This is a genomic window from Streptococcus sp. OH4692_COT-348 (assembly GCF_003859975.1).
Lineage (GTDB): Bacteria > Bacillota > Bacilli > Lactobacillales > Streptococcaceae > Streptococcus.
Window position 1 is genome coordinate 21,465 of record NZ_RQZB01000019.1, and the last position, 23,007, is coordinate 44,471.

At 39.2% G+C, this 23,007-nt stretch carries 25 protein-coding genes; 6 read left to right on the top strand and 19 right to left on the bottom strand.

What is annotated here, in order from left to right; all coding sequences use genetic code 11:
- Position 1: 1 nt before the first annotated feature.
- On the bottom strand, positions 2-280 hold the full coding sequence (locus tag EII37_RS09375) for a DUF6110 family protein (RefSeq protein WP_000910903.1): 279 nt from the start codon (positions 278-280) through the stop codon (positions 2-4).
- 151 nt (positions 281-431) lie between these two features.
- Here EII37_RS09375 and EII37_RS09380 point away from each other — a divergent pair, with 151 nt between their 5' ends.
- Positions 432-1,280 (top strand): putative RNA methyltransferase, encoded by an 849-nt coding sequence (locus EII37_RS09380; protein WP_124788388.1) that lies wholly within the window; start codon positions 432-434, stop codon positions 1,278-1,280.
- A 105-nt stretch (positions 1,281-1,385) separates the two neighbouring features.
- Here EII37_RS09380 and EII37_RS11440 read toward each other — a convergent pair whose 3' ends face one another.
- The 7 genes from EII37_RS11440 to malQ form a co-directional block, all read right to left on the bottom strand.
- Entirely contained in the window at positions 1,386-1,592 is a 207-nt protein-coding gene (locus tag EII37_RS11440; protein ID WP_124788389.1) for a hypothetical protein, read from the bottom strand.
- 200 nt (positions 1,593-1,792) lie between these two features.
- Positions 1,793-2,500, bottom strand: a complete 708-nt coding sequence (locus EII37_RS09390; protein WP_124788390.1) for an ABC transporter permease — start codon at positions 2,498-2,500, stop codon at positions 1,793-1,795.
- Positions 2,493-3,317 carry an ABC transporter ATP-binding protein gene (locus tag EII37_RS09395; protein ID WP_124788391.1) on the bottom strand — a complete coding sequence of 275 codons (825 nt, stop codon included), beginning with the start codon at positions 3,315-3,317 and terminating at the stop codon, positions 2,493-2,495. Before EII37_RS09395 ends, EII37_RS09390 begins: the two co-directional genes overlap by 8 nt.
- An 82-nt stretch (positions 3,318-3,399) precedes the next feature.
- Positions 3,400-3,609: a hypothetical protein gene (locus tag EII37_RS09400; protein WP_124788392.1), complete on the bottom strand. Its 210-nt coding sequence runs from the start codon at positions 3,607-3,609 to the stop codon at positions 3,400-3,402.
- 197 nt (positions 3,610-3,806) lie between these two features.
- On the bottom strand, positions 3,807-4,709 hold the full coding sequence (locus tag EII37_RS09405) for an XRE family transcriptional regulator (RefSeq protein WP_185695996.1): 903 nt from the start codon (positions 4,707-4,709) through the stop codon (positions 3,807-3,809).
- A gap of 239 nt (positions 4,710-4,948) precedes the next feature.
- Positions 4,949-7,207, bottom strand: coding sequence for a glycogen/starch/alpha-glucan family phosphorylase (gene glgP / locus EII37_RS09410; RefSeq protein WP_124788394.1), 2,259 nt, complete (start codon positions 7,205-7,207; stop codon positions 4,949-4,951).
- A 25-nt stretch (positions 7,208-7,232) separates the two neighbouring features.
- Positions 7,233-8,750 (bottom strand): 4-alpha-glucanotransferase, encoded by a 1,518-nt coding sequence (gene malQ, locus EII37_RS09415; protein ID WP_124788395.1) that lies wholly within the window; start codon positions 8,748-8,750, stop codon positions 7,233-7,235.
- 473 nt (positions 8,751-9,223) lie between these two features.
- Between malQ and EII37_RS09420 the strand changes: the two genes are divergently transcribed.
- From EII37_RS09420 to EII37_RS09445, 5 genes are all read left to right on the top strand, one after another.
- Entirely contained in the window at positions 9,224-10,495 is a 1,272-nt protein-coding gene (locus EII37_RS09420; RefSeq protein ID WP_124788396.1) for an extracellular solute-binding protein, read from the top strand.
- Between the two features lie 111 nt (positions 10,496-10,606).
- The gene (locus EII37_RS09425) at positions 10,607-11,899 is read left to right on the top strand and encodes a carbohydrate ABC transporter permease (protein WP_173875697.1); all 1,293 of its coding nucleotides are present in this window, start codon (positions 10,607-10,609) and stop codon (positions 11,897-11,899) included.
- 1 nt (position 11,900) lies between these two features.
- Entirely contained in the window at positions 11,901-12,743 is an 843-nt protein-coding gene (locus EII37_RS09430; protein ID WP_042900152.1) for a sugar ABC transporter permease, read from the top strand.
- Between the two features lie 248 nt (positions 12,744-12,991).
- Positions 12,992-13,792, top strand: a complete 801-nt coding sequence (locus tag EII37_RS09440; protein ID WP_084950478.1) for a DUF1189 domain-containing protein — start codon at positions 12,992-12,994, stop codon at positions 13,790-13,792.
- A gap of 9 nt (positions 13,793-13,801) precedes the next feature.
- Positions 13,802-14,788, top strand: coding sequence for a LacI family DNA-binding transcriptional regulator (locus tag EII37_RS09445; protein ID WP_084950479.1), 987 nt, complete (start codon positions 13,802-13,804; stop codon positions 14,786-14,788).
- Between the two features lie 28 nt (positions 14,789-14,816).
- On the opposite strand, the gene EII37_RS09450 is transcribed toward EII37_RS09445, so the two are convergent.
- The 11 genes from EII37_RS09450 to hisS form a co-directional block, all read right to left on the bottom strand.
- Positions 14,817-15,758: a YitT family protein gene (locus EII37_RS09450; protein WP_124788398.1), complete on the bottom strand. Its 942-nt coding sequence runs from the start codon at positions 15,756-15,758 to the stop codon at positions 14,817-14,819.
- A complete protein-coding gene (gene aspS / locus EII37_RS09455) occupies positions 15,736-17,499 on the bottom strand; it encodes an aspartate--tRNA ligase (protein WP_070479560.1) in 1,764 nt (587 codons plus the stop codon). The genes EII37_RS09450 and aspS overlap by 23 nt, the downstream gene beginning before the upstream one ends.
- A 154-nt stretch (positions 17,500-17,653) precedes the next feature.
- Positions 17,654-17,884, bottom strand: coding sequence for a hypothetical protein (locus EII37_RS09460; protein ID WP_000832185.1), 231 nt, complete (start codon positions 17,882-17,884; stop codon positions 17,654-17,656).
- A gap of 17 nt (positions 17,885-17,901) precedes the next feature.
- Entirely contained in the window at positions 17,902-18,543 is a 642-nt protein-coding gene (locus tag EII37_RS09465) for a CPBP family intramembrane glutamic endopeptidase (RefSeq protein WP_070479557.1), read from the bottom strand.
- Between the two features lie 9 nt (positions 18,544-18,552).
- On the bottom strand, positions 18,553-19,251 hold the full coding sequence (locus EII37_RS09470; protein WP_070479555.1) for an ABC transporter permease: 699 nt from the start codon (positions 19,249-19,251) through the stop codon (positions 18,553-18,555).
- Positions 19,244-20,068, bottom strand: coding sequence for an ABC transporter ATP-binding protein (locus EII37_RS09475; protein WP_070479552.1), 825 nt, complete (start codon positions 20,066-20,068; stop codon positions 19,244-19,246). The genes EII37_RS09470 and EII37_RS09475 overlap by 8 nt, the downstream gene beginning before the upstream one ends.
- Positions 20,069-20,078: 10 nt before the next feature.
- A complete protein-coding gene (locus EII37_RS09480) occupies positions 20,079-20,813 on the bottom strand; it encodes a DUF3169 family protein (RefSeq protein WP_185695997.1) in 735 nt (244 codons plus the stop codon).
- Between the two features lie 2 nt (positions 20,814-20,815).
- Positions 20,816-21,013: a hypothetical protein gene (locus EII37_RS09485; RefSeq protein WP_124788400.1), complete on the bottom strand. Its 198-nt coding sequence runs from the start codon at positions 21,011-21,013 to the stop codon at positions 20,816-20,818.
- Positions 21,013-21,219, bottom strand: coding sequence for a helix-turn-helix transcriptional regulator (locus tag EII37_RS09490; protein ID WP_001176231.1), 207 nt, complete (start codon positions 21,217-21,219; stop codon positions 21,013-21,015). The genes EII37_RS09485 and EII37_RS09490 overlap by 1 nt, the downstream gene beginning before the upstream one ends.
- A gap of 9 nt (positions 21,220-21,228) precedes the next feature.
- Positions 21,229-21,693: a hypothetical protein gene (locus tag EII37_RS09495; protein ID WP_124788401.1), complete on the bottom strand. Its 465-nt coding sequence runs from the start codon at positions 21,691-21,693 to the stop codon at positions 21,229-21,231.
- Positions 21,693-22,973, bottom strand: a complete 1,281-nt coding sequence (hisS, locus tag EII37_RS09500) for a histidine--tRNA ligase (RefSeq protein ID WP_124788402.1) — start codon at positions 22,971-22,973, stop codon at positions 21,693-21,695. Before hisS ends, EII37_RS09495 begins: the two co-directional genes overlap by 1 nt.
- Between the last annotated feature and the right edge of the window lie 34 nt (positions 22,974-23,007).

The window sequence follows — 23,007 nt, forward strand, 5'->3', positions numbered from 1 at the left end:
ATTATTCCCCTATAAGGCTATCTAATTGCTCTTCTTTTTTCTCTTGCTCATACAAATATTTGGCATCTTGCAAGACATCGTCTCCATGTTGCTTCACAACAGAAACAGATGCATCTAACTCGTCTTTTAACTTATAAGCCTTAGCCAAAGCTTTAGAATAACCTTTTTTAGCTTCCTTACTTGCCAAGATTTTCAAACCAAGGGTACCAAATGCGACACCACCCAAAAAGAGTGATGATTTTTTCGCAACTTTTGCGACGCTTAATACTTCTTTTAACATACTTATTTCCTCCTTATCATTATTATATAGCAATTTAGATATAAAAGCAATTTCATTCCATAAATTGGAGAATTAGTTTTATTTCTACTGAATCTCCCATCTACTTATTCCTAAAGTTGCTTTCATTTGCCTCTTTTGATACACTTAAACTATGAATACAAATCTCAAACCCAAAATTCAGCGTTTTGCTTCTGCGACTGCCTTTGCCTGTCCTATCTGTCAAGAAAATCTGACTCTGCTAGAGACTAGTTTCAAGTGCTACAACCGTCATTCTTTTGACTTGGCGAAATTCGGCTATGTCAATCTGGCACCTCAAATCAAGCAATCTGCTATCTACGACAAGGAAAATTTTCAAAACCGTCAACAAATCCTAGAAGCTGGATTTTATCAGGCTATTCTAGAGGTCGTCTCTGATTTACTTTCAAACTCAAAAAATGCCAAAACAATTTTAGATATCGGTTGTGGTGAAGGATTCTATTCTCGCAAACTCCAAGAAAGGCATCCTGACAAAACCTTCTATGCTTTTGACATCTCCAAAGATTCAGTCCAAATCGCTGCCAAGAGCGAACCCAACTGGGCAGTCAACTGGTTCGTTGGCGACTTGGCACGACTTCCTATAAAAGACGCCAGTATGGATATCCTGCTTGATATCTTCTCACCTGCCAACTATGGAGAATTTCGTCGCGTTTTATCCAAAGACGGCATCTTAATAAAGGTTATTCCAACTAAAAATCACCTCAAGGAAATCCGTCATAAGGTACAAGACCAGCTGACAAACAAGGATTATTCTAATCAAGATATCAAAAATCATTTCCAAGAACACTTTACCATCCTATCTAGCCAAACGGCCTCTCTGACTAAGACTATCACAACAGAGCAACTCCAAGCCCTACTCAGCATGACTCCCTTACTCTTTCACGTTGATCAGAGCAAAATTGACTGGAGCCAACTGACAGAGATTACCATTGAGGCAGAGATACTTGTTGGGAAAGTACTATAATTGACACAAAAAACCGCATTTCAAAAAGATATGCGGTTTTAAATTCCAATTTTTAAACTATCTATCCCAAAAGTCTAAAACATTTAAAGCTTTTAGCTTCTCCATTTATTTTCGATTCGAGATAACAAACTTATCAATAAATAGTAAGTGATATAATGCAAGTGTAATTCCAAATAAGCACCCATGATAAGAGATTTCTTGATGAGTAAGCGGAAAAAGAGTATCATTACCCGTCAAGAGGCATGTCAAAATAACAAATAGAATCCAAAATAAATCCGTCCATTTATATTTTGAAAAATATTTTTTCCACATAAGAACACCTTCTTTCCTACAATCATATTATAATACTTTATGTAAGCGTATGCAAGAAATATGAGGTGTTCTAATAATGAAGCTGAAAGACAGTAAAAACCAGCATTTTAAGTGCTGGTTTATTGTTTTAAACTAGGTTTCTTACAAAGCTTACTAACACTAAGCCTTAAAAAAAGTTAGTTTTTGAAGTTGATTAAATGTTAACTTTCCAAACGGAACTTTTTTTTATTTTTCAATCCCCAATAACTGAGGGCAAGTAATGCTACAACCCAAGCAAAAGTGATTCCCAAACTGTCAAAATTCAACTTGAAATCTGGTTTATTAAAGAAATCTACATAAACTCCTAAGAAGGTTGTATCCATAAATTTCTTGATCTCTGAGCTAACTTGAGAAAACATCGGCAAGAATGAGAGACCAAGCATTGGAATCAAACCATAAACCTGAGCTTGCGTTTGTGTCTCTGAAATAGCTCCAATCACCAAATTTAAGAGGATTGTACATAATGCTACCAGAGAAGCTACTACAAGGTATACAGGATAATCTTTTGCGAAATCCACTTCAACCATAATAGGGAAGGAAATAACTGAAGCCAAGGCAAAGATTACAGGATAAAACAACACTGAAACAAGATATTCTCCACGGCGAACTCCGCTTAAAATAAGTGTTTTAAAAATTCTTTTTTCTTTTTCCTCTGCAATAGAGTTTGAAATCATTGACCCAGAAGAAAATGAGAATGCCATTGTTAAAGAGCTATACAATAGTACTTTCCCTTGAGTGCCATCTGTATTCATAAAATTTTGGAAGAGTAGAACCAGAAAGAATGGGAATACTACCTGTACCAAAGTGTTTTTGTTTGTTAACAATACTTGTGTCCTCAACCAGATAAGGGCTAAAATTCTCTTAAACATTTAATTTTTCTCCTGTCAATTTAATAAAAATGTCTTCTAAAGTTGGTTCACATGAGTGAATCGTCATTATTTTTTTATAATCTTCTTGCTGCAAGTCTTCGAATCGCACTACTTTTTTAGTCGAATCACTATAAGTTACTGCAACTTTTTTTTCCGTGTTGTATTTTTGGATAATTTCGCTTGGGCTTCCTTGTTCAATAAGATCACCTTTATTCAAAAGAGCTAGGTTATCACATAATAAAGTCGCCTCATTCATATCATGAGTAGTTAAGAAAATGGTTGTTCCTCTTTCCTTTAACTCCTGTAGTAATTTGTGAATCTTCTTTGAGGTGGTGGGATCTAACCCACTTGTAGGTTCATCTAAAAATAGAACTTTAGGGTAATTGATTAAAGCACGAGCTAAAAGCATTCGTTGACGCATTCCTGTAGAAAGTTTCTCAGCTGGAGTGTCTTTACTATCATACAGACCAACTTGTTTTAGAATTTCTTCAATTCGAGATTTTGAAACTCCGTATAGTCTTGCAAATAGCAACAAGTTATTGTACAAACTTAATTTTTCGTAATAACCACTTGTGTCACCTACTAAGCCTAACTCTTCAAAATCTGACGGAAGTAATTTTTGAGAATCTTTTCCTAATAATTCTGTCTTTCCGCTGTTAGCCTGTAGCTGTCCTGTCAGAATATTGATCATTGTTGTCTTCCCTGAACCAGATGGACCTAGGAATCCAAAAATTTCTCCTTCGTTTATTGAAAAACTAATTTGATTTAAAGCAATATTATCTCCAAATCGCTTTGTAACTCTTTCTACCTTAATCATTTTATTACCTCTTTCTAATTTATTTTCTGAACCACATCCACCACAACATTGGTACTGGTATAAAAAACATAGTTTCTCCTTTCTATTCTGTTATATCAATTACTTTTACTTTATTTTTAAATTGAGGCGAAATTTTAATTTCTTTGACCTCATTTGGTAGTAACAAAAGTAATTTAAATAGTTTGTCATCTATTGTCACTTTACATAACCTTCGAGTATCTAAACAATTTTTTATTATTAAGTAATTTGACTTTACTTCTTTTTCTTCTAAATGATAGTTAATATTTTTCATGTTATCTCCAAAACAAAATAGTGGCTGTAATAGTAGCTAATGCTGATAAAACCATACTATCTCCTTCTCTGTATTATTGTTATTCCTTACATTGTCTATTGTAATCCTCTACAATAAAAAACAACAGGACATCTTTGTCTACTGACATTTATGTCCTGTTGTTTCAGTTATTGAAAATAATATCTATTATGTACAAATCAAATGTTTGGGAAGTCTAGATTTTTTTCCTCTAAAACTTGGTTTTTAAATAAATTATCATTTAAAAACTCTGCTCCCATAATAGCTTTGTCGTAATACTGTAGGGCTTTTTCTTCATTTCCTTTACCATAGAGGTAATACTTTGCTTCTAAATAATCAACTGTGGGTTTTAAACTAGTGTCTCCTATTTCAATCATAATTTCTCTTAACATACTCAATATTTCAGGAATAAATTCATGATAATCAATATCGATTTGATAAAGAACTAATCCTATAAGTACCCTTTGCAATAGATGAGTATAACTGGCATCTTCGTAATTTGTTTGAGATACAATATTTAGACAAACTTTTTTTAAAGTTATTTCATCTCGTTCTGAATTAACAGCTAGAGATAAAAAATATAAGTACAATATCAGTAGATCATTTGTCGAATATTCTGTTCGTAACATTGTTTGTTCAAAATATTCCTCAATTAAACCTTCTCCAAATTCGGCATTTTCAGAAACATATACATCATCAATAGCTTGTAGAATCTCAACTGCTACTTGCTCATCTTCAGGAAGTTGGTCATAAAAACGTTCTTGAATTTCTTCAAAGATAGCCTCCCGCTGGCGGATTTTTTCTTCATCTCCATGAATAGATTGACGAATCAATTTCGTTTTTAGTTTTAAATACTCTTTAGGAACAATTAACAATCCCTCATCAATTAACTGAGACATCGGAACCCCTAACACTTCTGCTATATAGTCCAGTTTCGCTAAGCTAGGTAAGTTATTTCCAGTTTCAATTCGGCCCAACTGACGAACAGTAAGTTCTTTTTCATCTCCACAAAAGGCCTCTCTACTCAATCCTTTTTCAGTTCGTAAGGTGCGAATTCGTTTCCCTATTTCCAAATTACTCATAATGACCTCTTTAAATTCTAATTTGATATTCCAATAACCACTTGTATACGTTCTCATTTTAACACACTTTCTTACAATTTTCAGAAAAAATAATGATAAGGAATAGTTTTAAGCCACAATTCTATATAGATAATCCTTTCGATGTAGTATCAGAGATCTATTTCTACAAAAGTAATCAAAAAAGCGAATTTCAATCGAAACTCGCTTTTTTACAAAATGTATTAGTATGAATTTGTATCTTAGTTCAAGTGCCAAATATCTTCGTTATACTGAGCGATTGTACGGTCAGATGAGAAGAATCCTGCTTTGGCAATGTTAACGATGACTTTATCCAACCATGCGTCACGGTCTTCGTAGTCAGCAAGCATTTGTTCTTTAACCTTAATGTAGTCTTCTAAGTCAAGAAGAGTCATGAACCAGTCTTTGTTGATCAATTCATTGTAAAGACGTTCCAAGCGTTCTTTGTTTCCAGCTGCAAGAACTGCATCGCTAACGATAAAGTCTACCAATGGTTTGATAGCTTCACGAGCGTAGAATTCGCTTGATTTGTATGCCGCTTTTGCGTAAAGATCGATAACAGTTTCTGAATCTTCACCAAAGATGTAGATGTTTTCGTCTCCAACCAACTCAGCGATTTCCACGTTAGCACCGTCCATAGTACCAAGAGTCAAAGCTCCGTTCAACATGAATTTCATGTTACCAGTACCTGAAGCTTCTTTAGAAGCAAGTGAGATTTGTTCTGAGATATCACATGCTGGGATAAGGAAGCTTGCTGCAGTAACGTTGTAGTTTTCAACCATAACTACTTGCAAGTGTGGAGCTACTGCTGGATCGTTAGCAATAACTTCTGACATGCAAAGGATCAAGTGGATGATGTCTTGAGCGATTGTGTAGGCTGGAGCTGCTTTACCACCAAAGAAAATTGTGATTGGGCGAGCAGGGATGTTACCAGCTTTGATGTCAAGGTATTTGTGGATTACGTACAAAGCATTCATTTGTTGGCGTTTGTACTCGTGAAGACGTTTGATTTGGATGTCAAAGATAGAGTTTGGATTGATTTCCACACCTTGGTGTTCTTTCAAGTGACGAGCCAATTTACGTTTGTTGTGAGCCTTGATGCTTTCCAATTTTTCTTTGACAGCTGCTTTATCTTCATAAGACAAGAGTTTTTCAAGCTCATCCGCTTCATGGTGCCAACCATGTCCAAGAATCTCATCCAAATAGTGAGACAAGCTTGGGTTAGCATGCATAAGCCAACGACGGAAAGTGATACCGTTTGTTTTGTTGTTGAATTTTTCTGGGTAAAGGTCGTAGAAAGCTTTCAACTCAGAGTTCTTCAAGATTTCAGTGTGGAGTGCTGCTACCCCGTTAACACTGTATCCGTAGTGGATATCCATGTGAGCCATGTGAACACGTCCGCTCTCATCGATGATTTGGACAGCTGGATCTTTCACTTCTGCTTTCACACGACGGTCCAATTCTTCGATGATTGGTACCAAGTGAGGAACCACTTCTTGCAAGAATTCAAGAGGCCATTTTTCAAGGGCTTCCGCAAGAATTGTGTGGTTAGTGTAGGCAGTCATGCTACGAACGATTGAGATTGCTTCGTCAAGTTCGATACCACGAGCAGTCAAAAGACGGATCAACTCAGGAATAACCATTGATGGGTGAGTATCGTTGATTTGGACAACTGCGTAGTCAGCAAGGTCATGCAAGTTGCTTCCTTTTTCGATTGCTTCGTCGATAATCAATTGCGCACCGTTTGAAACCATGAAGTATTGTTGGAAGATACGGAGCAATTCACCTTGACGGTCACTATCATCTGGGTAAAGGAAGAGAGTCAAGTTGCGAGCGATATCTGTCTTGTCAAAGTTGATACCGTCTTTAATGATAGAAGAATCAACTGAATCCAAGTCAAACAAACGCAAGCGGTTCTTAGTTTCTGTCTTGTAACCAGGAACATCAAGGTCATAAAGAGTTGATGTCAATGTGAAGTGCGCAAATGGTACTTGGTAGCTACGGCTTGAGCGAACCAACCAGTTTTGCTCTGTCAACCATGCGTTTGGAATTGTTTCTTGTTGGTTGTTTTTAAGAACTTGTTGGAAAAGACCGTAGTGGTAGTTAAGACCAACACCGTCACCGTTCAAACCAAGAGTCGCAATTGAGTCGATAAAGCAGGCAGCCAAACGTCCCAAACCACCATTACCAAGAGATGGTTCCAATTCAACTTCTTCAACTTCGATCAAGTCTTTACCTGCAGCTGCAAGTTCTTTTTTAACATCGTCGTAAAGACCAAGGTTGATCAAGTTATTTGACAAAAGTTTACCAATCAAGAACTCAGCTGAGATGTAGTAAACTTTTTTCTTACCAGTATTAACTGGTTTTTTGCTACTTGCAAGCTTGCTGTAGTTAAGAAGAGCAAGGTAAAGCTCTTCATTGCTACATTCTGCAATAGTTTTATTGTAACGATTTTGTACAAATTCTTGTAGTGATAACATGTTTAAGGTGTCTCCTGATATTGTATTATTTCTTTAATTCTACCAAATTTTCATTGATTCGGCGATAAATTGTCGTCAAGTCAAGCAAAGTTTCTTCAACAGCTGGTGTCAATTGATCTTCAGTCATACGCCAAGACCAGTTTCCACCAAGGGTAGATGGGAAGTTCATACGAGCTGCCTCATCCAATTCTAGCAAATCTTGCATAGTTGCAATTGCCATGAAGCTAACTGATGAAAAGACTGTACGAAGCATAGCATGTGGCACTGTTTCGTATTCTTTACGGTTCGTGTAGCGAGCCATGTATTCACGAGTCGCATCATCGATCTCGTTACGGTACCAACCAAGGACCGTATTGTTATCGTGTGTTCCTGTGTACATAACTGAGTTAGCAGGTGCCAAGTGTGGGCTATCGATGCTTTCGTCTTCTGGGTTGAAGGCAAATTGAAGAATCTTCATTCCTGGGAAGCCAGTACGTTCACGCAATTCGATAACTTCGTCTGTCATGAAACCAAGATCTTCTGCGATGATGTTTAACTCACCAAGCTCTTCCTTAACGGCTGCAAAAAGCTTGTAGCCAGGACCCTTCACCCACTCACCAGGTGCTGCTGTGTCAGAACCAGCAGGGATTTCCCAGTAAGATTCGAAACCACGGAAGTGGTCGATACGAACGATATCATAGATTTTGAAGCTTTCACGCAAGCGTTCAATCCACCATTTGTATCCGTCTTTGTCCATTGCTTCCCAGTCATAGATTGGGTTACCCCAAAGCTGACCAGTTGCAGAAAACTCATCTGGTGGGCATCCTGCGATGCACGTCGCCTTACCGTTGACATCTGTCTTGAAGAGATGTGGATTTGCCCACATATCGCTTGAATCTTCCGCTACGTAGATTGGCATGTCCCCAACGATTTCAATATGGTTATCGTTAGCGTAGGCTTTCAATTTCAACCATTGTTGGAAGAAGAAATATTGAGTCACACGGTGGTAAAGCAACTTGTCTGCCAATTGCTCACGGTAGCTTTCAAGTGCTGAAGCTTTGCGAGCACGAGCATCTGCATCTGGCCATTCAGTCCAAGCAAGATTGTCAAAATGCTCTTTGATAGCCATATATTCTGCAAAGAGTTCAAGCCATGATTGGTTGTCTTGAGCAAATTTCTCAAAATCTTTAACATCTCCTACTTCCAAGAAACGTTTTACCGCTTTTTCTAAAAGAGGACGACGTGCATAGTAGATTTTCGCATAATCAACTTCAGACGCATCGCTACCAAAGTCAACCCCTTCAAGGTCACTTGCTTGCAACAAACCTTGTTCCACCAAGATATCTAAATCGATAAAATGAGTGTTCCCTGCGAAGGCTGAGAAAGATTGGTAAGGAGAATCTCCGTAACTAGTTGTTCCTAGTGGAAGGATTTGCCAGTAACGTTGTTTTGTGCGAACCAAGAAATCAACGAAGTCGTAAGCACTTTTACCAAATGATCCGATTCCATATGCCCCTGGAAGAGAAGAAATGTGCATCAACACACCACTTTGACGTTTTTTCATAATAAGCACCTCATGTGTTTATAGTTAGATATTACATTTTTACGAACGCAAACGTTTGCGTTAAAATAAGTATATCGTATTTTTTTGATAAATGCAAGCGGTTTTAAAAAACTTTTTTGATTATTTTTTTTAAATTTTTTCTTTGTACTCGCATATATATTCTCTATTCAACTGATAATATAGTATTATCAATCTCCCTTACCTTATTTTACAAAACTAAAGACCCAATTACTTTAATTATTTATAATCGATTAAAGCAATCGTTTTCGCTGTCTTACCAACCCTGTCTTTAAAGATTTTTTATTATTTCTACTATTAAAAAGCAATAAAGCGTTTTCTTTTTGTAAAAAAATTTTAAATTTTTTACAAAAAATACTTGCAACCGCTTTCCGATTGTGCTATACTAGTCCCATAAAGGAAAACGTTTGCGTTTCCTCATTATAAAATTTGTTATTCTTTAGGAGGAATACACTATGTCATCTAAATTCATGAAGAGCGCTGCTGTGCTTGGAACTGTTACACTTGCTAGCTTGCTTTTGGTAGCTTGCGGAAGCAAACCTGCTGAAAAAGCTGCTGATGCTGGTTCATCTGAAGCAAAAGAAATCACTCTTTACGTTGAAGATCAATACAAAGCTTATGCTGAAACAGTTGCTAAAGCTTATAAAGAACAATCAGGAACAACAGTTAACATCAAATCTGGTGACCAACTTGGTGGTCTTGACAAACTTTCTCTTGACAACCAATCAGGTCAAGCTGCTGACGTTATGATGGCACCATACGACCGTGTAGGTAGCCTTGGTACTGACGGACAACTTTCAGAAGTTAAATTGAGCGACGGCGCTAAAACAGATGATAAAACTAAATCTCTTGTAACAGCTGCTGACGGTAAAGTTTACGGTGCTCCTGCCGTTATCGAGTCACTTGTTATGTACTACAACAAAGACTTGGTAAAAGAAGCTCCAAAAACTTTTGCTGACTTAGAAAACCTTGCTAAAGATAGCAAATACGCATTCGCTGGAGAAGATGGAAAAACTTCTGCTTTCCTAGCTGACTGGACAAACTTCTACTTTGCATACGGACTTCTTGCTGGTAACGGTGCTTACGTATTCGGACAAAACGGTAAAGACGCTAAAGACATCGGTCTTGCAAACGACGGTTCTATCGCAGGTATCAACTACGCTAAATCTTGGTATGAAAAATGGCCTAAAGGTATGCAAGATGGTACAGCTGCTGGAAACTTAATCCAAACTCAATTCCAAGAAGGTAAAACAGCTGCTATCATTGATGGACCTTGGAAAGCTCAAGCCTTCAAAGATGCTAAAGTAAACTACGGTGTTGCTACTATCCCAACTCTTCCAAACGGAAAAGATTACGCAGCATTCGGTGGTGGTAAAGCTTGGATCATCCCATCAAGCACTAAGAACCTTGAAGGCGCACAAAAATTTGTAGACTTCCTTGTTTCAACTGAACAACAAAAAGCCTTCTACGATAAGACTAACGAAATCCCAGCTAACACTGAAGCTCGTTCATACGCTGAAGGTAAAAACGATGAGTTGACAACAGCTGTTATCAAACAGTTCAAGAACGCTCAACCAATGCCAAACATCTCTCAAATGTCTGCAGTTTGGGAACCAGCTGCTAACATGCTCTTTGACTCTGTAAGCGGTAAGAAAGATGCTAAAACAGCTGCTAACGATGCTGTAACATTGATCAAAGAAACAATCAAACAAAAATTTGGTGAATAAAAAATTTGTTCAAGGGGGGTGGAATTCAAATCCCCCTTTGAATTTATCAATAGAAAAACATATATAGTTTAGGTTTTGATTAGAAACCAGTATCCTATGAAAGGAGTTATTATGGAAAAGCAACAACCTAGTAAAGCAGCCCTGCTGTCTATCATTCCTGGGTTAGGACAGATTTACAATAAACAAAAAGCCAAAGGCTTTATCTTCCTTGGTGTAACCCTTGTTTTTGTCCTTTATTTCCTAGCACTTGCAGCCCCTGAATTAAGCAATCTCATCACTCTTGGTGACAAGCCAGGTCGTGATAATTCCCTCTTTATGCTGATTCGTGGTGCCTTCCATTTAATCTTTGTAGTCGTTTATGTGCTCTTTTATTTCTCAAATATTAAAGATGCACATACAATCGCAAAACGTATTAACAATGGAATTCCAGTACCACTTACGCTAAAAGATATGATCAAAGGAATCTATGAAAATGGCTTCCCTTACCTCTTGATCATTCCATCTTATATTGCAATGACTTTTGCGATTATCTTCCCAGTTATCGTAACCTTGATGATCGCCTTTACCAACTATGACTTCCAACACTTGCCACCAAACAAATTGTTGGACTGGGTTGGTTTGACCAACTTTACGAACATCTGGAGTTTGAGTACCTTCCGTTCTGCCTTTGGTGCCGTTCTTTCTTGGACCATCATCTGGGCTCTGGCTGCCTCAACTTTACAGATCGTCATCGGTATCTTCACAGCTATCATTGCTAACCAACCATTTATCAAAGGAAAACGTATCTTTGGTGTTATTTTCCTTCTTCCTTGGGCTGTCCCAGCCTTCATCACTATCTTGACATTCTCAAACATGTTTAACGATAGTGTAGGAGCTATCAACACTCAAGTATTGCCAATCTTGGCTAAATTCCTTCCTTTCCTTGATGGTGCTCTTATTCCTTGGAAAACAGACCCAACTTGGACTAAGATAGCCTTGATTATGATGCAAGGTTGGCTTGGATTCCCATACATCTACGTTTTGACTTTGGGTATCCTACAATCTATTCCTAACGACCTTTACGAAGCAGCTTATATTGACGGTGCCAATGCTTGGCAAAAATTCCGCAACATCACTTTCCCAATGATCTTGGCCGTTGCGGCACCTACTTTGATTAGCCAATACACCTTCAACTTTAACAACTTCTCTATCATGTACCTCTTCAACGCTGGAGGACCTGGTAGTGTCGGTGGTGGAGCTGGTTCAACCGATATCTTGATCTCATGGATCTACCGTTTGACAACTGGTACATCTCCTCAATACTCTATGGCGGCAGCTGTTACCTTGATTATCTCTATCATTGTCATCTCAATCTCTATGATCGCATTCAAGAAACTACACGCATTTGATATGGAGGACGTCTAAGATGAATAACTCAATCAAACTCAAACGTAGACTGACTCAAACCCTTACTTACCTCTACTTGATTGGCCTTTCAATCGTGATTATCTATCCACTTTTGATTACTATCATGTCAGCCTTCAAGACTGGTAACGTAGTAGCCTTCAAACTAGACAGCAACGTCGACTTTAGTTTTGCTAACTTCCAAGGGCTCTTCTCTGAAACCTTGTACGGTACTTGGTACCTCAATACTTTGATTATCGCCTTGATTACCATGGCTGTTCAAACAAGCATCATCGTACTTGCTGGTTATGCTTACAGCCGTTACAACTTCTTGGCTCGTAAACAAAGTTTGGTCTTCTTCTTGATTATCCAAATGGTGCCAACCATGGCCGCTTTGACAGCCTTCTTCGTTATGGCACTTATGTTGAACGCCCTTAACCACAGCTGGTTCCTCATCTTCCTCTACGTTGGTGGTGGTATCCCAATGAATGCTTGGCTGATGAAAGGTTACTTCGATACAGTACCAATGTCTCTAGACGAATCTGCAAAACTAGACGGTGCAGGACACTTCCGCCGCTTCTGGCAAATTGTTCTCCCACTTGTTCGCCCAATGATTGCTGTTCAAGCTCTCTGGGCCTTCATGGGACCTTTCGGAGACTATATCCTCTCTAGTTTCTTGCTTCGTGAGAAAGAATACTTTACCGTTGCCGTTGGTCTCCAAACCTTCGTTAACAATGTGAAAAACATGAAGATTGCCTACTTCTCAGCAGGTGCTATCCTCATCGCCCTTCCAATCTGTATTCTCTTCTTCTTCCTACAAAAGAACTTTGTTTCAGGACTTACAAGTGGTGGCGACAAGGGATAATTTATCCCCGCCACCCTTTTTCATTTTATACTCTTCGAAAATCAAATTCAAACCACGTCAGCTTCACCTTGCCGTACTCAAGTACAGCCTGCGGCTAGCTTCCTAGTTTGCTCTTTTTCATTGAGTATTAGCGATTGCTACTGTAAATAATATCCTTGTAGCAAGCAATTTATCCCCTAGACTTGAAATAAAGCACATTTCTCTATATAATAATACTCATATAGAAAACACCTTTTAGAAAGATACAAATGCTTCCATATCCATTTTCATATTTTTCAAGTATTTGGGGATTTCGTAGGCCCCTGTCCAAACGTTTCGGACTCAACTGGTTTCAGCTTCTCTTTACCAGTATCTTCCTTATCAGCTTGTCTATGGTACCTATTGCCATCCAAAATAGCTCACAGGATACTTATCCGCTAGAAACCTTTATCGATAATGTCTATGAACCATTGACAGATGAGGTTGTCCAGGATCTCTCTGAACACGCTACAATTATTGATGGCAAATTAACTTATACTGGAACAGCTAGTCAAACGCCTTCTATTGTGATCGGTCCAAATCAAAGCAAGGAATTACCTAAAGACTTGCAACTGCATTTCGATACAAAAGAACTGGTCATCAGCAAGGAAGGGAAGGAACTGACCCGCATCTCTTACCAAGCCATTCAGACTGAGAGTTTCAAAAGTAAAGACAGCTTGACCCAAGCCATTTCTAAAGACTGGTACCAGCAGAATCGTGTCTATATCAGTCTCTTTCTAGTTCTCGGTGCGAGCTTCCTCTTTGGTTTGAATTTCTTTATCGTCTCTATAGGAGCGAGTCTTCTCCTCTATATCACTAAGAAATCACGCCTCTTTTCATTTAGGACCTTTAAAGAGTGCTACCATTTTATCTTGAACTGTTTAGGATTACCAACTCTGATTACACTTATTTTGGGATTATTTGGCCAAAATATGACAACCCTCATTACTGTACAAAACATTCTTTTTGTTCTATATCTGGTCACTATTTTTTATAAAACGCATTTCCGTGATCCAGATTATCATAAATAGGAGATTTTTATGCCCGTTACGATTAAAGATGTGGCCAAGGCTGCTGGTGTTTCACCTTCAACCGTAACCCGTGTTATTCAAAATAAATCAACCATTAGCGACGAAACTAAAAAACGCGTTCGCAAGGCTATGAAGGAGCTCAATTACCACCCCAACCTCAACGCTCGTAGCTTGGTAAGTAGTTATACCCAAGTTATCGGCTTGGTCCTTCCTGACGACTCAGACGCCTTCTATCAAAATCCCTTCTTCCCATCTGTCCTCCGTGGTATCGCTCAGGTCGCTTCTGAAAACCACTATGCTATTCAGATTGCAACAGGTAAAGATGAAAAAGAGCGACTTAAAGCGATTTCACAGATGGTTTACGGTAAACGTGTGGATGGTTTGATCTTCCTTTATGCCGAAGAGGAAGATCCCTTGGTCAAACTGGTCGCTGATGAGCAGTTTCCCTTCCTCATCCTAGGAAAATCCATTTCACCCTTTATCCCTCTTGTTGACAACGACAATGTCCAAGCTGGTTTTGATGCAACCGAATATTTCATCAAAAAAGGTTGCAAACGAATTGCCTTCATTGGAGGTGCTAAGAAACTCTTCGTTACACAAGACCGTCTAACTGGTTACGAATCCGCACTCAAACAACACCAACTGCCTATTGACGGAAATTTGACCTATTTTGCAACGGAGTTCCTGGAAGAAAAAGGGTATCAATTTAGTAAACTCCTTTTTCAGCATGATCCACAGATTGATGCTATCATTACAACCGATAGTCTCCTAGCCGAAGGGGTCTGTGACTATATCGCTAAGCATCAACTGGATGTCCCTGTTCTCAGCTTCGATTCGGTCAATCCCAAGCTCAACTTGGCGGCCTATGTTGATATCAATAGCTTAGAACTTGGTCGTGTTTCTCTTGAAACTATCCTCCAGATTATCAACGATGCTAAAAGCAATAAGCAAATTTGTTACCGTCAGTTAATTGCCCACAAAATTATTGAAAAATAAAAACCAGCTCACGCTGGTTTTTTTGTTACTAATTTTCTGTTTCAACGAATCGTCCCAGAATATGAACATTCTCCGATACAGAGACAAAGGCGCTTGGATCCACCTGTTTCATAATCTGTTTAAATTCATTAAACTCTGCACGTGTAATGACAGTAATTAAAACTGCCTTTCTCTCGTGATTATAGGTTCCTTCTGCATCGTGGATCATGGTCGCTCCGCGGTGCAATTTTTTATGGATTTTGTCAATTACCTTCTCTGGATGATTGGTCACAATCATGGCCTGCATACGTTTTTGCTTGGTAAAGACTGCGTCTGTCACACGGCTAGAGACAAAGATGGTAATCATAGAATAGAGGGCGTATTTCCATCCAAAGGTCAAACCTGCTATCAGCATGATGGTCCCATTTACCAAGAAAGAAATACTACCAACATTCTTACCCGTTTTCTTACGAATAGTCAGACTGATAATATCCGTACCTCCACTGGAGATATTGTTTCTTAAAGCAAAACCAATTCCCAAGCCCATGACAACACCCCCAAAAAGGGCATTGATAATGGGATCCTCCGTCAAGGTCGCCACAGGGACGAACTGGATAAAGAAGGAACTCATAGATACCGTGATAAAGGTAAAAATCGTAAACTTATGGCCAATCTGATACCAAGCCAAGACCATCAAAGGAAAATTAATGGCGTAGAAGGTTAGTGAAATCGGTATATGAAAACCAAACCAGTGATTACTCAAGGCAGAGATAATCTGTGCCAGACCTGTCGCACCACTCGAATACACATGTCCTGGTTGGAAAAAGAAATTGACCGCCACTGCTGATAAAAATCCATAGACCAGAGAGGCCGAAATTTTCTCATCATATTTTTCGCGAGAGATGCTTTGTAAGACACGTAAAATTTTTATCTGATGAGCAAAGCGACGCAAATAATAGCGCCACCGCTTAATTCGTTTTGCTTGTTTCATCTTCTTCTACTTGTAAGCTGAGTTCCTCTAGTTGTTTGAGAGCTACTGTTGAAGGAGCTTGTGTCATTGGGTCACTTGCCTTGTTGTTCTTAGGGAAGGCAATGACTTCACGGATATTTTCTTCTCCAGCAAGCAACATAACAAAACGGTCAAGTCCGATAGCCAAGCCACCATGTGGTGGGAAACCATAGTCCATGGCTTCAAGAAGGAAACCAAACTGGTCATTTGCTTCTTCGGCTGAGAAACCAAGAGCCTTGAACATGCGTTCTTGAAGGTCTTTTTGGTTGATACGAAGGCTACCACCACCAAGCTCATAACCGTTCAAGACAATATCGTAAGCAATGGCACGAACCTTAGCCAAATCACCTTCTAATTCGTGAGCAGTCTCTTCCTGTGGAAGTGTGAATGGATGGTGGGCACTCATGTAGCGGCCTTCTTCTTCAGACCATTCAAACATTGGCCAGTCAACTACCCAAAGGAAGTTGAATTTATCGTTATCAATCAAGCCAAGCTCTTTGGCAATACGTCCACGAAGGGCACCGAGCGTTGCATTGGCCACTTCAAGCGTATCCGCCACAAAGAGAACCAAGTCCTTATCTTCAAGAGCAAGCGCTGTTGTCAATTCTGCTTGGATGCCAGTCAAGAACTTAGCAACTGGTCCGTTTAATTCTCCATCAACTACCTTAACCCAAGCAAGACCTTTGGCACCGTACTGTTTGGCTACTTCCGTCATCTTGTCGATGTCTTTACGTGAATAGTTGTCCGCAGCGCCTTTGACCACAATTGCTTTTACAGCAGGTGCTTCTGAAAAGACTTTGAAGTCAACACCTTTGACCACTTCTGTCAAGTCCTGAAGCAACATGTCAAAACGCGTATCAGGTTTATCAGAACCATAAAGAGCCATCGCATCATCATACTTCATATGTGGGAAAGGCAGAGTGACTTCAATGCCTTTGGTTTCCTTCATGACACGCGCAATCAAGCCTTCTGTGATATCTTGGATTTCTTGCTCAGTAAGGAAAGACGTTTCCAAGTCGACCTGGGTAAACTCAGGCTGGCGGTCTCCACGCAAGTCTTCATCACGGAAACATTTGACGATTTGGTAGTAACGATCAAAACCAGCATTCATCAACAATTGCTTAGTGATTTGTGGACTTTGAGGAAGCGCGTAAAAATGCCCTTTATTAACACGAGATGGCACCAAATAATCACGCGCCCCTTCAGGCGTTGACTTAGAAAGAAATGGTGTCTCCACGTCGATAAACTCCAACTCATCCAAGTAGTTGCGGATAGAGTGGGTCACCTTAGCACGAAGTTTAAGATTTTCCAGCATTTCTGGACGGCGAAGGTCAAGGTAACGGTAACGCAAACGTGTATCATCATTGGCCTCAATGCCATCTTTAATCTCAAATGGGGTTGTCTTAGCTGTATTCAACACTGTCAGAGCTGTCACGTTTAACTCAACTGCACCAGTTGGCAACTTATCATTGGCTTGCTCACGCGCAGCGACCTGTCCAGTCACCTCGATAACAAATTCGCTACGAAGGCTTTCAGCTGTTGCCATAACCTCTGCAGAAACTTTTTCAGGGTTGATAACCAACTGCATGATTCCTTCACGGTCACGAAGGTCGATAAAGATCAAACCACCAAGGTCACGACGACGACCAACCCATCCTTTCAAGGTCATTTCTTGTCCGATGTGTTCCTCACGAACACGACCAGCATACATACTACGTTTCATGTTTTCTCTCCTCTTTTATTCTGTTACTATTTTACCATAAAAGCGCAGGCTCTTCATGAAAATCATCAGAAAAGTTTGCCAGTCTTTAAAAATCAAGTGAAGACTCTAAAAATTGACGTCCATACAAAAATCCGATGAAGTTCACCGGACTCTTTTATTTTGAATTGTTGCCTGCTTTACGCTTTTCAGCAATTTCGGCTGCCTTTCGAGGCAAGACAATTTCCGTTGTGTAAGCTGTCCCAAAGCGCAAGACACCTGCAATAGGGGCAAAGACAACTGCTAGATAGTTGTAGAAGAAATCTCCCTTGAAAGCATAAGCTAACGCTCCAATGATGAAAAATAGAACGACTGCTTGAATCACTGCTAATAAAATTACTCGTTTCATGTGACCTCCTGACTCTATTATAGCATGAGTATCATCAAAAAGCCGATTAAATTATTCAAAGCGTGAAGAGAAATACTATAGACCAGACCTTTTCTGCTAATATAAGCCAAGCCCAAACTAAAACCAAGGCTAAAATAGACAAAAAATTGTTGCACATCACCTGGGAAATGAATCAAGGCAAACAGAACACTTGATACCAGAAGAAAAATCAGAGTTTGTTTGCTATTGTCCTGCTTAGGAAAGAGGTAGCGTGCTAACATCCCTCTAAAGATAAGTTCTTCCGTCAAAGGAGCAAAAATAACGACAGCAAAGAATGAGAAAAGTGGTTGAGACAAGGTCAAGTCTGTCGCCATTTGTTGATTTACTGAAGGATCATTTGGCAAGAAAAATTGGACAACCAGAGATAAGAACCAAACCAAGGCAGGAAGCCAAATAAATCGGTTGAAGCCACTCTTCTCAATACGAACAGGACCTTTCTGATACCATTTGTAAACGCCGTACACATAAACTCCAGCCAAGGCTACATAGAGTAGGGTAACAGCATAGGGTGAAGCACCTAAGGCAAGCGACGTAGTCGCGAGCACCTGAATGAAGCCATAGATGAATAAAAAGGATAGAATGGCTAGAAGAAACCAGCCAAGGTTTTTAAGTAGTTTCATAAAGTTCTCCTATCTTGCTTTATAGCTGTTTTTCAATACAATGAGGTTTGCTATTCCTAATACAAGTACCCAGGCAAGTAACATACCGATGTTAGAAAAAGATATTTCTCCACCTTTTTTATTTAAAAGATTTACAATAGGACCAACGAACGAGTAATCCAACACTTTTTGAGCCGTATCATTTTGAAGAGCAATTATAGGTAAAAAAGAGACAATTAACATAGGGAAGATACTATAAACTTGCGCTTTAGATTGAGTATCTGACACCGCACCGATTAGAAGGTTGAGAAAAATAATACTAATAGTTGCTAGGAGCAAATAGATAACGTAGGCAAATAAATAACCAGATACATCTACTTTAAGATAGATGGGAAGTACAATCATAGCAAGTAACATTATCAGAATAGGGAGAACAAGCATACTGAAAGTATATTCTGTTGCTGTCACACCACTTAGAATGAGTGATTTAAGATTTCGTTTTTCCTTATCTTCTGCCATCATAATCGATACCATATAACCACTTCCCATGCTCAAGACCATCGTCAAGCTAGCAGATAGTAAAAATAGGCTCAATTGTCCATTCTTATTTAAAAATTCATTATATAAAACAGCAATACCAAAAGGCATCAATAAAGTCGCTAACAAAGTTGAATTGCTGATAAGAACTTGCACTCTTAACCATAGTAGGGCATTTAATTTTCTAAACATCTAACTTTTCTCCTGTTAATCTGATAAAGATCTCTTCTAAAGTCGGCTCACAAGAGTGAACCACCATCAAATCTGTCGTGTCTAAATGTGGCAATTCTTCAAATGGAACTATCTGTTCTCGTCCGTCGTTATAAACCACACGTACTTTCTTATCCACATGGTACTTCTGGATGATATCTTGCGGACTTCCATACTCTATTAAGTTCCCCTTATTCAAAAGAGATAAGCGATTACAAAGCAGAGTTGCTTCATTCATATCATGCGTGGTCAGAAAGATCGTTGTCCCCGCCTGCTTTAATTCTTGTAGTAGGGTATGAATCATCTTAGATGTTGTAGGGTCTAAGCCACTGGTTGGCTCATCTAGAAAGAGGATCTTAGGAGCATTCAGAAGGGCACGAGCCAAGAACATTCGTTGTTTCATTCCTGTAGATAGTTTTTCTGCGATGATGTCTTTAGCATCTGCCAATCCAACCTGTTGGAGCACCTGATTTACTCTATCTGACTTGAGACCATATAACTTAGCATAGATGAGAAGATTTTTGTAAAGACTCATCTTTTCATAAAAACCGCTGCCATCACTAACAATACCGATTTGTTCCAAATCATTTGAGGTTAAATCTTGAGAATTCTTGCCTAACAAAACTGTTTTACCTTGATCTGCAGCCAACTGACCTGTCAAGACATTGATCATGGTTGTTTTACCTGAGCCAGAAGGGCCAAGAAAACCAAAGATTTCACCTTCCTTAATCTCAAAAGAAATCTGATGAAGAGCTTTTTTGCTCCCAAAACTTTTGCTTACATTTTCAACACGAATCATAGAAACTCCTTTATTTGAAATAGCGTTTTACCATAGGTAACTGCATCACATTGATATAAATATGGATTACTCCTACAAGCAAGAAGGCTAGTAACTGAATCTCTCCTGTCAAGAAAGAAATGATAATAAGAAAAACATATAAGGCTGGTAAGACATATTGGTTTAATTGGAATAAAATCCGAAAACTCTGTTCCAAATTAGCCTGGCGCTCCCCTTCATCATAAGAATTGATATAGTCCAAGACATCCTTTGGTGTAGAGAAAAATACCAAATCAAACTGACGAACAATCGCAATTGTTTTAAAAAGAGATTTTTGAGCGACTAAGGATAGCACAAAGACTAAGAAAGAGAGGGAAAATGTTTGGTGGTCTGTATGCAATATAACCACTTCATTTAATGAGAGAAAAATAGACAATGAAATTGCTACGCTTGTAATATTAAAAGCAATGGTTCCAAACTCGAGATTCCGATACATCTGCACATAATAGGTTTCATTCAGATCATCATCCATTTCCTCTTGATACAAGGAATGAAATTTTCTGCTTTTCTTTAGGAAATTGAAAGTCAAAAAAAGAATAATGACGGCTAGTAGTAAGCTGATAGCTGATAGCCATGGTATCAAGGGTTTTACATCTAAAATAATTCCGTTGGATTCGGCACGTGCCTTAAACATCCCTACAAACATGCCCAAGAAACCTCCCAAGACAATAGACATCAAAAATAACAATCCACCTTTCTTTTTCATATTCATTCTCCTTTTTCACTTGCTAGATTTTTTGATTTCTTTTCAATCCAGTCAATTACTGGGATGAGTGCAAAGTAGGCCCAAATAAATTGGTCACTCTGATAGTGACTAAACCAACCTAAGTCTATCCCAATAAGTAGACACACGCTGACGAATAGAGCTGCGACAACTACATAATAAACCACTTTATACTTGTTCATCACTCGTCCTCCTCCAAGCGAAATACCGATTCGACTGTTTCGTTGAAAATTTGAGATATTTTCAGGGCAATGATAATGGACGGGGTGTACTCATCCCGTTCTAGTAGGCTAACGGTCTGTCTGGAAACCCCTGCCAGCTTGGCTAGGTCGGTTTGATTGAGACCATCGCGAGCTCGAAGCTCTTTTAGACGATTTTTTAGTTGCATGTCACACACCTACTCTTCGTCAAATTCAACGGTTTGGATATCCTCAATACGTTGCAACTTGAATTTTTCTTTCCCCTTTTTATCAACGCTACGTAGTTTGACCCATTCCTCGTCAACATCCACAACTTCCCAGTTATCTGGCCCAATATACACTCCCGTTATAATTGGTTTCTTTCCAATCATTTCTTGCAATAATCTTGACATTTCTATATTTCCTTTCTCTTTTCGCTCAAGCTTTTTGATTTTATTCTCTAGTTTCTTGATTTTTTTAGAATTATTAGAATAAAAGAAAATCATAAATAGTATAAATACTACCCACATCATAGCTCCTTTCTGCTTTCTATTTCTTAACTTGAATTTATTGTAACACATCTTTTTCTTTTTGACAAGCATATTTGTCAAAAAGTTTATGATTTTTGTCATTTTGAAAAAGAAAAAGGTCAGGAGTGGGTTCCTGACCAGTTTTTCTATCATTAAAATCCTAGTTTTTCAAAGATTTCTGAGAAGTTTTGACTGATTGTCTCAAGTGACACTTGCACTTCTTCTCGGGTTTGATTGTTCTTGACCGTCACTTGTCCGCTTTCGACTTCGCTCTCTCCTAGGGTGATGAGGGTCTTAGCCGCAAAGACATCGGCTGACTTGAACTGAGCTTTGAGTTTACGGTTGAGGTAATCGCGCTCTGCTTTGAATCCTTGTTGGCGAAGGGCTTGCACCAATTCCAAAGCCTTGGCATTTGCTCCTTCTCCCAAGACTGCGATATAAACATCTAGGGCGTTTTCGATAGGGAGGGCCACACCTTGCTTTTCAAGGATGAGAAGCAGGCGCTCTACACCAAGTCCAAAACCAAATCCAGCAGTCTCAGGGCCACCAAAGTAAGCAACCAAACCATCGTAACGACCACCCGCACAGACTGTCAGATCATTGCCCTCGATTTCAGTGATGAACTCGAAAATGGTGTGGTTATAGTAGTCCAGACCACGTACCATATTGGTATCGATGATATAGTCTACTCCAAGATTCTCCAACATCTGACGCACAGCATCAAAGTGGGCTTGGCTTTCTTCATCAAGGAAATCTAAGATAGACGGTGCATTCTCGACTGCTACCTTGTCTTCTTTCTCCTTAGAGTCCAAGACACGAAGAGGATTTTCCTCCAAACGACGTTGGCTATCCTTAGACAAGGTCTCCTTGAGCGGTGTCAAATAGTCAATCAAGGCTTGACGGTAGGCCGCACGACTCTCAGGATTTCCAAGAGTGTTGAGGTGCAATTTGACACCTTGGATGCCGATTTCTTTCAAGAAATGAGCTGCCATAGCGATGGTTTCCACATCGGTAGCTGGATTGCTAGAGCCAAAGCACTCAACACCAATCTGGTGGAACTGGCGCAAACGCCCTGCCTGTGGACGCTCATAACGGAACATTGGACCCATGTAGTAGAATTTACTTGGCTTTTGCACTTCTGGGGCGAAGAGTTTATTTTCCACATAGGAACGGACAACGGGCGCAGTTCCTTCTGGACGGAGGGTAATATGACGGTCACCCTTGTCATAGAAATCATACATTTCCTTGGTTACGATATCCGTTGTATCTCCGACAGAGCGACTGATAACCTCGTAATGCTCAAAAATAGGCGTGCGCACTTCTGCGTAGTTATAGCGCTTGAAAATCTCACGGGCAAAGCCCTCAACGTACTGCCACTTGGCAGATTCAGCAGGTAAAATATCCTGCGTTCCTTTTGGTTTTTGTAATTTCATAGGGAATCCTCTTTAAACTTAATAGTCTTATTTT

Bases quoted from the DNA above. Each gene is read 5' to 3' on its own strand.
- EII37_RS09375 (WP_000910903.1), bottom strand. From the start codon at position 280: ATGTTAAAAGAAGTATTAAGCGTCGCAAAAGTTGCGAAAAAATCATCA.
- EII37_RS09380 (WP_124788388.1), top strand. From the start codon at position 432: ATGAATACAAATCTCAAACCCAAAATTCAGCGTTTTGCTTCTGCGACT.
- EII37_RS11440 (WP_124788389.1), bottom strand. From the start codon at position 1,592: ATGTGGAAAAAATATTTTTCAAAATATAAATGGACGGATTTATTTTGG.
- EII37_RS09390 (WP_124788390.1), bottom strand. From the start codon at position 2,500: ATGTTTAAGAGAATTTTAGCCCTTATCTGGTTGAGGACACAAGTATTG.
- EII37_RS09395 (WP_124788391.1), bottom strand. From the start codon at position 3,317: ATGATTAAGGTAGAAAGAGTTACAAAGCGATTTGGAGATAATATTGCT.
- EII37_RS09400 (WP_124788392.1), bottom strand. From the start codon at position 3,609: ATGAAAAATATTAACTATCATTTAGAAGAAAAAGAAGTAAAGTCAAAT.
- EII37_RS09405 (WP_185695996.1), bottom strand. From the start codon at position 4,709: ATGAGTAATTTGGAAATAGGGAAACGAATTCGCACCTTACGAACTGAA.
- glgP (WP_124788394.1), bottom strand. From the start codon at position 7,207: ATGTTATCACTACAAGAATTTGTACAAAATCGTTACAATAAAACTATT.
- malQ (WP_124788395.1), bottom strand. From the start codon at position 8,750: ATGAAAAAACGTCAAAGTGGTGTGTTGATGCACATTTCTTCTCTTCCA.
- EII37_RS09420 (WP_124788396.1), top strand. From the start codon at position 9,224: ATGTCATCTAAATTCATGAAGAGCGCTGCTGTGCTTGGAACTGTTACA.
- EII37_RS09425 (WP_173875697.1), top strand. From the start codon at position 10,607: ATGGAAAAGCAACAACCTAGTAAAGCAGCCCTGCTGTCTATCATTCCT.
- EII37_RS09430 (WP_042900152.1), top strand. From the start codon at position 11,901: ATGAATAACTCAATCAAACTCAAACGTAGACTGACTCAAACCCTTACT.
- EII37_RS09440 (WP_084950478.1), top strand. From the start codon at position 12,992: ATGCTTCCATATCCATTTTCATATTTTTCAAGTATTTGGGGATTTCGT.
- EII37_RS09445 (WP_084950479.1), top strand. From the start codon at position 13,802: ATGCCCGTTACGATTAAAGATGTGGCCAAGGCTGCTGGTGTTTCACCT.
- EII37_RS09450 (WP_124788398.1), bottom strand. From the start codon at position 15,758: ATGAAACAAGCAAAACGAATTAAGCGGTGGCGCTATTATTTGCGTCGC.
- aspS (WP_070479560.1), bottom strand. From the start codon at position 17,499: ATGAAACGTAGTATGTATGCTGGTCGTGTTCGTGAGGAACACATCGGA.
- EII37_RS09460 (WP_000832185.1), bottom strand. From the start codon at position 17,884: ATGAAACGAGTAATTTTATTAGCAGTGATTCAAGCAGTCGTTCTATTT.
- EII37_RS09465 (WP_070479557.1), bottom strand. From the start codon at position 18,543: ATGAAACTACTTAAAAACCTTGGCTGGTTTCTTCTAGCCATTCTATCC.
- EII37_RS09470 (WP_070479555.1), bottom strand. From the start codon at position 19,251: ATGTTTAGAAAATTAAATGCCCTACTATGGTTAAGAGTGCAAGTTCTT.
- EII37_RS09475 (WP_070479552.1), bottom strand. From the start codon at position 20,068: ATGATTCGTGTTGAAAATGTAAGCAAAAGTTTTGGGAGCAAAAAAGCT.
- EII37_RS09480 (WP_185695997.1), bottom strand. From the start codon at position 20,813: ATGAAAAAGAAAGGTGGATTGTTATTTTTGATGTCTATTGTCTTGGGA.
- EII37_RS09485 (WP_124788400.1), bottom strand. From the start codon at position 21,013: ATGAACAAGTATAAAGTGGTTTATTATGTAGTTGTCGCAGCTCTATTC.
- EII37_RS09490 (WP_001176231.1), bottom strand. From the start codon at position 21,219: ATGCAACTAAAAAATCGTCTAAAAGAGCTTCGAGCTCGCGATGGTCTC.
- EII37_RS09495 (WP_124788401.1), bottom strand. From the start codon at position 21,693: ATGATAGAAAAACTGGTCAGGAACCCACTCCTGACCTTTTTCTTTTTC.
- hisS (WP_124788402.1), bottom strand. From the start codon at position 22,973: ATGAAATTACAAAAACCAAAAGGAACGCAGGATATTTTACCTGCTGAA.